We start from the raw sequence: 12,706 nt of genomic DNA on the forward strand, positions 1-12,706 counted from the left end.
CACTGTATCGTGGAATGTGTCGGCAGGTTTTTGAAAAAGTGAGCTCTTCTACTCTACGCTCACTCCGCTGGGCGCTTCCGGCAGTGTGAATGCGACATCGCTCAATGGGATGAGACTGTTCGTCACTGCGGCAGTGTCGTCGGTGCGATCGTTGTCGAAGTTCAGCGCGATGGGGCTGCCTTCATCGCCTTCGAATGCGAAATACGTAAAGCCGTCACCGGCGGACGCGTCGCAGCTGTTCGCGGGGGCATACGTAATGTTGGAGCTTGACGCAGTGAAGACGGTGCCGGTGGCCGTCCGCGATAACACTTGGCGTTGCGCCAGCGATTGATAGATCCGTTGATTATTTGGTCCGGCCCAGTTGCAATAGAAGCCGGTAATGCTGCCGACGCCATCCGCGGCCGCGTCGGGGCCGAAGCCGAAGTACGCGTTGCCGGAAGCGCTGTTGTCGCTGTTCGCAGTGACGCCGACGTTCAGCACGCGCGTGAAGCCGTCGCGTGCGCCCGCTTGCCACGCGTAGGCCACGCTCCCGGTCGTCGAGCTCGGGTTGAGTTGGAACAAACCGTAGTTCCAATCGTTCCCCCATCCGTCCGGATTGCTCGCCCGTTCCAGTTTGTCGGACGCGTCGATCGTCAGGTCGGCGCTGAGCGGATTGGTCGCTGCGCCGCAAAATTCGCCGAATGAGAGCGCATATTGGAGACTGGTCTCGCTCGACTTGCTGTAGTCGATCACGGTCGCGATCGTCGTCCCGGTCAGTCCGGATTCGCTGCAATTGCCGGGAATGCCGCCACGACCGTTCGCCAGATGGACCAGCACGGCCAGTCGTCCTTGATACGTCGTGTTGTCGTCGTTGGTCGGGACATGCAACAACGTCACGGTCACTTCGCGCGTACTGTTATCGAGTCCGGTCACGGTGCTGGCCACTGTGGAGCGGTACACCGGGTTCCCGGAGGCATCGTCGCTTTGTCGTTCCAACGTCGCGCTGTTGATCGTGAGTCCCGGCACGGTGATGCGGTCGGCCATCGCCTGCTTCATATCCACGGCTGCGTCCCCAATGGCGGGGAGTTCAAGCCCCGCCAATCGGCCGGCGCAGGCCATCGAGCCGAACAGGTTGATCGCGCGATCCACTTCGCTGGCCACGCGCGCAATTAGATAGTTCACTTGCGCGGCGGCACAGGCCTCGCCCGCGTCGCCTTGCGTCTCATTCCAGATTCCGAGATCGCCCGGCGGGAGATCGCCGTTGGGGCTATCGGCCGGGTTGTTAGTCGCGTCCGCGTGGCCTGCGTAAGTGATGCGCGGGCCGTAACACGACGGCGAACGCGGTTCTTGATGATGCGGCGGGATATTACATTGCTCGTCGGAGTTGATCAGATTTTGCAGAAACTCGCGTTTGACTTGGTAACCCGCTGCCGGGTCGCTGGTGTCAACGCTCGCTGCGGCCTTCGCGAGTGACTTCGCCACCGAGGCCGTTGCGCTGGAGCTTTCCGCCGTCGGCGAACTGACGACGAGATCGCCCGGCACGGCCGACGCAACCGTCGTGCTCGACGGCGTACTTGGATTGCCGCTGCTGGTACCGACCGAGCCGGTGCCGCAGCCACTCGCGGCCAGTACACAGCAGACGGCGGCAACACTGATCCCGGTGTTGCGGAGACGGTTCCCGAATAGACGACTCATATGGCGTTTCCCTCTCCGCCCACTATTCCCCGAGCTTTACTGGAGCAAAGGGCATGCCGCGACCGCGTGACGCGATTCCGCCGAGTTAGCAACGCGGCCGGGTGCTGGAATACCGCAAACAGCGGGTGGATCGTATGAATCGACCCGGGGAAAGGCGTGACTGGTGGCTGGTGACTCGTGGCTGGGGGTCGGAGCATGTGGACCCAATTGCCCAGTCACCAGTCACGCAGCTTTTTCTGGGCGCGGTCGATAGATATTGGGAGACGATAGCATGGATGGGCGACAATAACCGCATCAGTATATGAGATCTGCGTTAGCAATACCGCGTCGCCAATTCGCCGATGGTTGGGAGGAGTCGTATTTCGCAGTGCTTCGCGCTGGCGTCGGTGATGAACGCGCGCGACCATCCTGGGGTGTAGGGGCGTTGGCGGAGCCATAAATGGAGGCCGTCGAATTGGGCCGGTTCGTGGCCGGCCAGGAAATACGGCATCCCGAGGTCGAGCGAAAAGACATCGCCGATTGCGACACTCGGCTGTTCGTCGCGGATGATCGCTTCGTAGGTGGGACGCGCGGCGTCGATCCAGTAGTCGCCGACGGTGAAGCCGCGATTCGTCACGGCGGCGTCGAGGTGGAATTTACGCGCGTCGCCACGAACGCGGAATTGGCCAGCAGGATTCGCGCCATGATCGTCCGGACGCAGGCCGCAGCGGCCTAACAGATCGAGGATGCGATCCGTGCTGGAGTTCGAGACGATCACGATCTGGTGACCCGCGTGCAACAGGCGCTGCAATGTTTCGACGGCCTCGGGCTCTACCGGTTGGCGTTTCCCGGCGCGCGTTTCATCGACCATCGTCTGATAGGCCTGCTGCGCCAATTGGCTGTACGAGGCCACGCCCTGTTGCCGCAGTCGTTGCACTAATAGCGCGGCATCGCTTTCCACAGTCCGGCTCGCATCGTCGAGACCATTGGCCAGCCCGACATTGGCCATGAAGGCGTCTTCATTCGCGTACGCGGCGATGCGGCCATGCTCGCGCCAGCCGTATTGTTGCGGCGCTGCGGCCAACGTCGCGTGGGTCTGTTGCAGCAATGCGTCGACGCGCGCGGCCGGGAGCCCACCGCAATTCCGCAGCTCGGTGCAGAAGATGTCGTAGACCAGTCGTGCCTCGGCAGTGATGTCGGTCAGGACGCCGTCAAAGTCGCACAAGAACTTCATAAGGCCGACACCGCCCGGAGTGGCGTGGATGCGGTCGTCGTTGGGTCTGCAGCGATTTCGCGCGCAGCAACTAATTCACGGGCGCGTCGTGTCTCGGCCTTGGTGAGAAACGCGATCGACACCAGGATAAACCCGAGCGAGATCCAATCTTGCATGCTGGGAAATTTGCCGCCGTACAGCGCGTAGAAGAGCAGCGTGACGGTCGTGCCGGCCACGAGCGACGTGAGTCGATTCACCAGGCCGGTAAACGTTGCGGTGCGCCCTTTGAACATGAAGATGAAGACGGAGAAGAACGCCACGATGCCGAACGAAGCCCCCCAAAACGAGGCCCACGGCCACCCTGCACGCGGCGTCAGGATCGCGTTGCGGAACAATTCGATTTGCGGCGCCGACCAACCGAACAACGTCGGCGAGAAAAAGACCAACGTGGCGGCAAGCATCAGCGCGACGTACATCGAGATTTGCTCCACGGCGAAGAAGGCCTTGTTTTCGCGTTTCGCGCCGCGCCCCGTCGTGTTGCGATAATAGTTCATGATATAGATGCGGATCAGATACGCGACAATGTAGCTGCCCAAGATTACCATCGCTGCGGTGTTATGCAGGAAATCGAATGCACCCTCTTTCACTTGCACCATATGGACGCCGATCGCGCCGACCGCAAAGAGCACGGCAATATTTTCTTCGCCGTACACCTTCTTCGTCAGGATCCCTTGGCGGATTTGAACTGCATCGACCAACCGACTGATCACGATGACCGAGCCGCGCATGATGATCATCGCCACCATCACGGAAATGGGGAGCGTGTACATCAGCGTCGTGGTCGGGATCACGACCGCGGTACAGATGCCGGACGGGATGATATACAGATACTCGACCGGAAAGCGGAGACCGAGAAACGAGACCATCCGCTGCGTCTCCATTCGGTACCAGCGCAACCAGAGACTCGTGAGCGTGGGAATCAGCGTGGCACTGGCCGTTCCGTACACCAGAAATTCCATGTCCTTGAAGCCAGGAAACCCTTGTTCCGGACTGCCGAGGAAATATTTCACCGAAAATCCGGTCACGACGTACGCCAGGAAATAGGCCACGCAGAGTTGCACCAGGCGTCTGGTAGTTCCTTCGGCTGTCGGCATGCTCCCTCCGTCGTTGGATAGAACAAAGACCCCAATGCAGCCTGGGGCCGTAACATGCGCCAATGCACAGCGCGTGGCGCCTTATAGGCACGGATGCATGGGATGATTCAAGGGGAAAGCGTGACTGGTGACTCGTGGCTGGTGGCTAGGGAACGGACCATGTGAGTTCCATTGCCCAGTCACCAGTCACTAGTCACTAGCCACCGTTTCCCCAGCCACCGCTTTACAGATCAGGCGGGCGGCTGGGGAGTGTGAACTCGATCGCGGAGAGTTCGATCAGTTCGCTCGCGACGGCGGTGTTGGGCGTGTTGGTGTCGTTGTCCATGCTGCCGCTGTCGGTTGCAAACGTGAACGCATTGCCGGAGCCGTCGTCGCCCGACGAGGTACAGCTGTTGGTCGGGGCGTAGCCAATTGCGGAGCTGGTCGCAGTAAAGTCGCTTCCGCTGGCCGTCCGCGCGATCACTTGGCGCTGCGCCGCAGTGGCCAAGGTGCGGCGATTATCGGGACCGGCCCAGTTGCAATAGAATCCGTTAATGGTCCCGACGGCGTCGTCATCCACGGCCGGCCCGAAGCCGAAATACGCGGTCCCCGATTCGCTGCCGTCGCTCGCGGCCGTGGTCGTCATATTAAACACGCGCGACGCGCCATCGCCCGCACCGGCCTGCCATGCATACGCGACCGAGCCGGTCCCGTTTTCCGGGTTGATGTTGAAGCGGCCGTAGTGCCAATCGTTCGCCCATCCGTCGGGATTCGTCGTGGGGAAACTCGGATCGACGCGATCCGCGGGATCGATGTCGTTGTTGCTGTCGAACGGATCAGTGGTGCCGCCGCAGAATTGGCCGAACTTCAATTCGTACGCGATCGCATTGGCTGCGGTCTTGCTATACAGAATCGTCCCGGCATCGGTCGTGCCTTGCGCGCCGGTGTTGGCGCAATTTCCACCGCCCGCCTGATCGAACGTGCTGCTGCTGATGGCCATCGACAACTTCCCTTCATACGTACTGTTGTCTGCGCTGGTCGGGACGTGCTTCAGAATCAACGTGCCGCTTTGGCTCTGTCCGCCCACACTCACACTGATCGCTAACGTCGACTGAAAAACGGCGTTCCCGTCCGCGTCGTCGTCCAGCCGCGCGACACTCGCGGACGACACCGTGATCCCGCTAATCGTCGCGTGCGTGCTCATCGCGCTGCTGAGATCCAGCGTCTCGCCGGCGGCTGGGAGTTCCAATCCGGCCTTGCGTCCGGCACAAGCCATCGCGCCGAACAGATTCACCACGTTGTCGACTTTCGCGGCCACACTATCGACCAAGAAGTTCATCTGTGCGGCGGAACAGGCCTGCGTGCCTTCCAGTGCGCTCCAAATGCCTAAGTCGCCGCTCGGGAGGGTATCGTCTCCGTCGGTATCACTCGGATTGTTGTCGACGTCGCCATCGACAGTATCCGCGTCTTTGGTCTGCGCCTCGGGATGATTATTGTACGTGATCGACGGACCATAACAGTTGGGACGTGAGGCCCCGATAAAGTCCGGTTCGAAACTGCACTCTCCGGCCCCGGCGATCAATTCCTGCAGCGCCTCGCGTTTCGACGCGTAGTCGTCGGGATTATCGCTGCCGGGATCCTCGGCCGCTTTGCCGGTCCGCACCGCGATCGACTGACTGCTCGCGCTCGCCGTCGGGGAACTGAGCACGATGTCGCTCGGCACCGTGGCCGACGTGTCCGTGACCGTCAAGTCGCCACCACCGGACGAACTCCCGCCGGAGGAGCTGCTGCTACTCGCGGCATCCGTCGTCGTTCCACTCCCACCACACGCGGCGGCCAGTAAGAGTCCAGCCAGTCCAAACCATCCGGTGACCGTGCGACCTGCGCGCATTCGATGCATCATAAGGGTCTCCTCCGGCTATCGATGTACTAGTGCAGCAGAGCAAGTCCCGTGCCCAAACCGCCGTTCGCGATTTCAGCCGGTTACACGCGAACGGAGGTATTTTTTTACTGGATTTGGGGCAGGAGCGAGTGCCGAAACACTCGACCGGCGTGGCTGGTGGCTAGTGACTGGTGGCTGGGGGTTCGGAACAAAGTGCGCTATATTGATCATTTTCCAGCCACCAGCCACCAGCCACGAGCCACTAGTCACCGTTTTTCAGTCACACCTTTCATGATCTGCCGCGCGATCCCGCGCAGCATGCCGACTTCGCGTTGCGTGAGTTGGGTGCGGCCGAAGAGGTGGCGCAGCCGCCGCATCACGTTTTCCGGCTGTCCGTGCGGAAAGAATTCGATGACATCGAGGACGTGACGCCAGTGCACAAAAAGATCGCGCAACTGTTCAACTGGCGCAAGAGGGTCACGCGTGGCAGACTGCGGCGCTTGTGCCATGGCGCGCCGAAATTCATACGCCACTAATGCGACCGCATGGGCCAAATTGAGTGACGGGCACGCCGCGACGGTTGGAATCGTCACGATGACTTGGCAGCTGCGCAGTTCTTCGTTGGTCAAGCCCTTCTCTTCCGATCCGAACAGGATCGCGACCGCATCTTTAGGACGCACGTCGCGCAACACGGTGCCCAGCTCCTCGATCGGAAAAAAATTCGGCCGCCGTTTGCCTGCGCGCCGCGACGTGCCGATCACCAGCCGCGTCCCATCCACGGCTGCGGCGAGGTTCGTCTCGATCTGCGCGCCCTGTAACACCGCACGCCCCCCGACCGCAAAGCGTGTGGCTTCTTCGTGCGGCAATGCAAACGCCGGCCGCACTAATCGCAATTGCTCCCAGCCGAAGTTGCAGATTGCGCGCGCCGCACCACCCGCATTGCCGGGATACAACGGTCGCACTAAGATGAAGCGGGGAATGGGCATACAGAAGATCGTGCTTAAGTGCTTACGCACGATTTTTCAACTGCTCCCGAATAACTTCATAGACACGGGATTTAATCAGATAGTCGGTGTGGCTGATGCCGGCGAGTTCAATGTTCAGCGGTTGATGCGCGCCGTGGTCGTCGCCCCAATGGGCCAGTGGCGTCGGAATGACGTGATCGTCGGCGGAGTGGATGGAAATACAACGCACCGACGCCGGCAGTTGCGATTCGCGCAGTCGGCGGAAGAAGCGCGACGTGGGGCGCATCTGTCGCACGCTCGGCATCGCCAGCCCCCAGCGCGTCAGTCGCGCTAATTGTTGATACGGAAGCCCTTGATGCGGGGTGCCGAGCGTAATCAGCGCGTCGATATGGGCGGAGCCTCCGAGGCACGACACCAGGTAGCGACCCACCAGCCCGCCCTTCGAGTGCCCGACGACTGCAATCTTGCCGAGGTGATACCGCGCACGCAGACTCTCGATCTTCGCCAACACGTCGCGTGCAATGCGATCGATGCCGCGCGTATTCAACGTGCCGAACAGCCCGCCTAAGCGGAAACTAAAGACCTCAAAGCCGTCGGCGCGCAATCGTTTTTCCAACATGGTCAAGCTGCGCCGCGTGCTCCCGAACCCCTGGAGCAACAAGATCGGGCGCGGCACGCCCCGCTGAAAATCGACCCGGCGCGGCACGCGATTGCCGCGAAACGTGACGCTCAACCCCTGCCAATGCCGCCGTGCCGTCCGGCGGGCCTGTCGGTAAAAACGCGTCAGCGTGGAGGCCAAACGATGTGCGGTCACGTGGGCATTATAACGGGTGCCTGGATAAATTCAACGGCGTCGTTCCTCAGGTTGCAGTTTCTGCAACGCTTCCTTGGCGTTCATCGCAATCCAGAAGTCCGAAGACGTCGCGAGTTCTCGGATTGCCGACGCCAGACGACGCAGCTGCGGAAATTTTTCTGCATGCGTACGCACTCGCCACAGCAAATCATTCTGAAGTTCGCGCTTGGATGCGGAAGGTCCCGCTTCGGCCAAACACTCCGACAAGAATTGCAGGGCCACAGAGGGGGCGATCTGGAGTAATGCCTCGGTCGCGTCCGCGCGATCCTGATGCCAGAGCCGCTCGGAACGCGCGTATTCGGACAATTTCGCAATCGCCGGCTTCGCGCGCGACCCCATGGCCCCAAGCGACTGCACAGCGGATACAACGACAGTGGCCAGACGCAGCTCGCCATGCTCGCTGCGACGCACCGGTGTCTCATGCACGATATGCAGCAACCGCGGCAGCAGCCGCGCATCCGTCGGCGCCATGCTTCGCAACGCGTCGATTTCGTCTACATCCCACTGCGGCAAGCGGAGCAGATCGTCGACGGCAGCGGCCGCAGGCGGTCCGATGCGACCCAACAACTCAAGCGCGAGGGCGCGCGCCTCCCCTTCGTGCCCGTCGGGCGTCCGAATGATGGTCCGCAATAAGGGGAGAGCCTCAGCGCCCGAACGGACAACGGCATCTCGAAAATCCGACGGGTAGCCATCGTACGCTTCGGGGCTATCTCGATACGTATGACCAATCCCATCAAAAACCTTCCGCCATACCGGCAAGCTGTCGACCGCATCGAAGCCTAATGGCCACAACGCATCGGCCAGCGCAGCGATGTTCCCTCGCGACCACGTGCCGTCCTGCGCCGCCGCTCGAATGGAACGTCCCTCCAGCGTCTTCTGCGGCACATCGATCGGCAGCGGCGAGGCAAAGCCGGCGCGCCAAAACGGCGCCCCGTTCGACACGGTCGGCTCCGGATATGCCAACCCCAAATGCGCCACAGCAGGCGGCGCATCGAGGGAATAGCGCGCCGTGATCCCTGCGGGAAAGACAAACGGATCGGCCGGATCGACAGCAGCCTCCTCGGCGGCGCTCGGCACGGTCTCCCCTGCGGCCGGGCGAGGCCCGTCGTAGAGTTTGAGCGTATCCGCCGAAGCTACAGCGATGCCCCGTCCCGTGGCATACGCATGATGAAACAGTTCGGGACGATAGATCGGCGCCACGACCGTTTTCACTTGCTCATTCGTGAGCACGCTCCGGACGAGGGACTTGCCTCCTTGCCGTTTGACCAGCACGGCTTGCAAATGATCGGCAAACAGCTGCACGCCAAGTGTCCATCCATTGAGCGGCACGTCCGCATCGCGAAGCGCGGCCACGATCAACTTCGTCTGGGCAACACAATTGCCGCCGCGCCGATCCAATAGACCGGCCATCGATGGAGGTTCGGAACGATAATATTGAAAATATCCGCCCGCGTAGAGTCGCTGCATCGCCTCCGTCACCGAACGCGCACCGCGCACGGAATCCACGACCTGCGACCATTGTTGGGCGCGTGCTCCACCCCACTCGCCACTCGCATCGAGCAGAAATGCGCCGAACTCCCGCGCCGGCGTGCCACTCGCCAGCGGCTCGGCCGCACGTAACATGGAGATACGATGATGCGGCGGCGGCCGTGGTTCGATGCGATCGGCATGTCCCATGTTGGCATAGTAACTATTCCACAGCCCATGCGTGCGATGCACCGCCGGAGCGATTTCCCGTAAGACTTGGTGGGCCGCTTGGAGATCGCCTTGCGCCAAGGCACGTTCCGCCGCACGTAGACGCGCTTCCAGCGCGTGCAGCGTCGTCTGATAGGCCTTGAATTGCGCACGTTCTTGAAATTGGAAAAAAGCCGTCGCTTGGTCCGGCGCGGCCTCCGCCGCCGCCTTCAAGCGGTCCACTTGGCCCTGCCAATGCGCGATCTGTTCGTGCAACACCAGCGCCGTCGGTGTCTTCCCCACCGTGGTCATCCCAATAGTGTGCGGGAGCGAGCCGGGAATTGCAAGAAAGCAGCGGGCCGCAACAGGAGACACGAACGTTTACAGGAACACAATAAACGACCAACTCATCCGCAGTAACGCGTCCCGTTCGCCGTCGAGCGCCAGCAGCTTCGCGGGCGGTTCGAAGAACGGAAACGTGGCGCGGAACGCGCGCAACGCCTCGCTGTCGTACGCGCCAAGCCCGGACCCTTGCAGCACAAAGAGTTCTTGCAATGTTCCGGCCGCATCCACGGCCACGCCCAGCACGACTTCAATAGTGTGACGTTGTCGCGGCGGCGCGCCGTTACTGCGTTGCAACGCGGTGCGGGGATTCCACGCGATCTTCAGCGCGCGCTTCAGTTCCACGAAATAGTCGACGCCCGGATGGCGCAACACGTTCACATAGGTGTGAGCACCGCGCTTGAAATTTGGAAAATAGTCCTCGGGCAATGCGGGTGTCCCCTGCCCTAAATCGGCCTCGACCGCTGTCGCGGGCAGGCGGACCCGTCGCGGCAAGCGCGGTTCCGGCATCGGTTGCGTCACGGCCTCCGGCGTCGGTCGTGATCGTGTTCGTGGCGCCGCCGGTTTCACTGCGGGTGTCGGCGCTTTTTCCGCAGCTGCCGCAGCTTGCGGCCGGCGTGCCGGAGCCACGGTTTCTTGGCTGGTCGTATTGTCTGCTTTACCGATAAAACGCGCGCGTTCAGGCCGGATCGCATTCGCGGGTTCCGTCAAGTCGATGATCTCGACCGGCGTCTTCGCCAATTCATCCCGCAACGCAACGGCGCGGCGCAGACTATAGTCCTGCACCGCGCTCCACAGCACCCAACTGACAGTCCCATGCAGCAGCAACGACAGCGCCAACGCCGCCAGAATCCAGCGCGGCCAACGCGTCGCCTTTGAAGAGTCGAGAGGTTTCATAGGACGGCGTGGAGTGTGGACCGCCTGTTCACGCCATGCAATGGATTTGTTGGCAAGAACACCCACGGCGCGGGGACTAAGGAAGTCCGGTCGAGGCACGCAACTTGTGCGTGCGGTAGCCGATAAGAGGGTACGAACGGATGGGAGCGCGGCGATGACGGGAAAGACCACGGGCGTCCAGGGGCCTACGGGGCCACTCGCGACGGCGTTGACACGGGTACGGGCGGGGCTCGCGGCGGGGCAGGCACCCGCCGCGTTGCAGGCGACGCATGGTCCTGCGGTGGCGGCAGCCGTGTGGGGCCTCCCGGGCGGCGAGCAGGCGCCCGCGTTGGGCGTGGTGCGGTCGTGGATACGGGGGCGCGCCGTCGAGGCCGCGCGCTTCGCGGCGAGCGTGGACGCCCTGCTCACGGGGTGTGCACAGCCGGACGCGTTGGCGGCCCCGGCGGTGTTTGTGGAACGGCGCGATTACTTTGCCCCCCAGCGGCAGCGGGTTCCCACAAACCTCGATGCATTCGGGTTTTTCGTGTTTGCCACGCCGGCAGGACCACAGCGCGTCGATCCGTTGCTGGATACGCCCGCCGTGTTCCGCAGTTTTGCGGCGCTGGAAGCGTTGGTGGCACAAGGACCGAGGCTGGAGGTCCCGGGACTCGGCGTCCGGGCCTATGCCCCACCCGGCACCCGGCTCACCACGCTGACCGATCTCTATGCGCGGCTGCAAGACGGCGCGCATCAACTTTGGCTCCTCGACACCCTTGTGTATGTCCTGCCCACCGCCCAGTGCCCGCCCGCGCTCGCGGCGGACCTGGCGACCGCCGCCATCATCACGCCGATCACGGCAGTGCCGATCACGCCCGCATCCACAGACCACTCGACCCCGCCGCTGCCGTTCCTGGTGCCGGCGGTCGTGCGGGACGGCGCGGGACCGGCGGACCTGGCGGCATTGCTCGCGGCCGCGCGGGCGTATTGGCTCACCCCCGCAGCCCGGCCCCCCTGGCACGACGATGACCTGACCGCCCTGCCGAGTCTCGTCACGTGGCTCCAGGCCCAGGCGTCACGGCTCCACCCCACGGACCTCCGTCGGTGCACCCAGGTACATCAGGCGTTGGGCCATGCCACGGGCGCCGTGCGCGCGGGACAGGTCGCGGCGGCCGTGGACCATTTGGTCGGCATTTGCGCGGAGATTGCGCTGCGCCCCGCCGTGCTCGCGACGTTCATGACGCAGGCCCCCACCGATCCGACGCTCGGCCTCTGGGTCGAAGGTGAACTCGCCACGCCCGATGGCCACCGCATCAGCGATGCCGTGCTGGGCCGGCTCGCCGTGGCGGCGCGGGCGGTGCAGCTCGTCACGGCCTGGGAACTCGCCGCCGGCCCCCGCAGCACCGCGGCGGCCGCGGACCAACACACCCACACCCTGGCCGTGCGGCTCCCCGCGCAGGGCCTGATCCTCGCAGCACCCGATGGCCGCTGGGCGCACGTGACCGTAGACGCCACAGCGGCCGAGCGTCACACCCAGTCGCTGGCCCCGGCCGCCGCCACCGCCCTCCGCGCCCTGGCCGAGCAGGCCATGGCCGAGAGTCTGGCCTATTGGGCCATCCACGCGGCCGTCCACGGCACGATCCCCGCCGAGGAGCGCCGCCGTTATCGCGGGGTGCGCGGGCTCCAGGCAGCCGGTCGGCTGTGGGACTCCGTCGTCGCGGAGCTCTGGGCCACGGCGTTGGCCCGCCCCGGTCCGGTCGATCTGTCGGCGGTCGTCGCCGCGCTGGAGGCCAGACGTCGCCACTTCCCCGTCGCGGGCCGCTTGCTGGTGGCCGCAGAACTCGCGTGCCTCCACAACCTCGCCGTGCCGCTGTCCCCCGCCGGTCCCCGGCAGGCTGCCCGCGCCCTCGCGCGCTCGAGCGGGGTGAGCCCCCCAACCATCCAGACCATCCAGGCCCGGCTCACGGACGCGCTCACGGCGGCGGGGATTGCCGTCCACGCCGACCCCGCGGCGGCGCAGGGAGTCGCGTCTCGTGCGGGGCACACAGTCGGCCCCATCGTGGCCACCCTGCTCACGACCTGGCAGGAACAGCCCCCGAGTGACCGAACTGCGGAGGC

9 protein-coding genes are annotated in these 12,706 nt (G+C 63.5%); 1 reads left to right on the forward strand and 8 read right to left on the reverse strand.

From position 1 onward, the window contains the following. Window positions 1–48: 48 nt before the first annotated feature. The 8 genes from HY696_00245 to HY696_00280 all read right to left on the reverse strand — a co-directional run bounded on the left by HY696_00245 (window position 49) and on the right by HY696_00280 (window position 10,612). Window positions 49–1,674: a hypothetical protein gene (locus HY696_00245; protein ID MBI4236828.1), complete on the reverse strand. Its 1,626-nt coding sequence runs from the start codon at window positions 1,672–1,674 to the stop codon at window positions 49–51. 313 nt (window positions 1,675–1,987) lie between these two features. Continuing rightward, on the reverse strand, window positions 1,988–2,887 hold the full coding sequence (locus HY696_00250) for a hypothetical protein (GenBank protein MBI4236829.1): 900 nt from the start codon (window positions 2,885–2,887) through the stop codon (window positions 1,988–1,990). Then, entirely contained in the window at window positions 2,884–4,020 is a 1,137-nt protein-coding gene (locus HY696_00255; protein MBI4236830.1) for a hypothetical protein, read from the reverse strand. The genes HY696_00250 and HY696_00255 overlap by 4 nt, the downstream gene beginning before the upstream one ends. Window positions 4,021–4,243: 223 nt before the next feature. Beyond that, window positions 4,244–5,902 (reverse strand): hypothetical protein, encoded by a 1,659-nt coding sequence (locus tag HY696_00260; protein MBI4236831.1) that lies wholly within the window; start codon window positions 5,900–5,902, stop codon window positions 4,244–4,246. A 245-nt stretch (window positions 5,903–6,147) separates the two neighbouring features. Then, the gene (locus tag HY696_00265) at window positions 6,148–6,897 is read right to left on the reverse strand and encodes an RNA methyltransferase (GenBank protein MBI4236832.1); all 750 of its coding nucleotides are present in this window, start codon (window positions 6,895–6,897) and stop codon (window positions 6,148–6,150) included. After that, entirely contained in the window at window positions 6,890–7,690 is an 801-nt protein-coding gene (locus HY696_00270) for an alpha/beta hydrolase (GenBank protein ID MBI4236833.1), read from the reverse strand. Before HY696_00270 ends, HY696_00265 begins: the two co-directional genes overlap by 8 nt. Further along, on the reverse strand, window positions 7,691–9,685 hold the full coding sequence (locus HY696_00275; protein ID MBI4236834.1) for a hypothetical protein: 1,995 nt from the start codon (window positions 9,683–9,685) through the stop codon (window positions 7,691–7,693). A 69-nt stretch (window positions 9,686–9,754) separates the two neighbouring features. Beyond that, the gene (locus HY696_00280) at window positions 9,755–10,612 is read right to left on the reverse strand and encodes a TonB family protein (protein ID MBI4236835.1); all 858 of its coding nucleotides are present in this window, start codon (window positions 10,610–10,612) and stop codon (window positions 9,755–9,757) included. 154 nt (window positions 10,613–10,766) lie between these two features. Between HY696_00280 and HY696_00285 the strand changes: the two genes are divergently transcribed. Beyond that, the coding region (locus HY696_00285) for a hypothetical protein (GenBank protein ID MBI4236836.1) at window positions 10,767–12,706 on the forward strand (1,940 nt) is incomplete at its 3' end.

Source organism: Deltaproteobacteria bacterium, assembly GCA_016210045.1.
GTDB lineage: Bacteria > UBA10199 > UBA10199.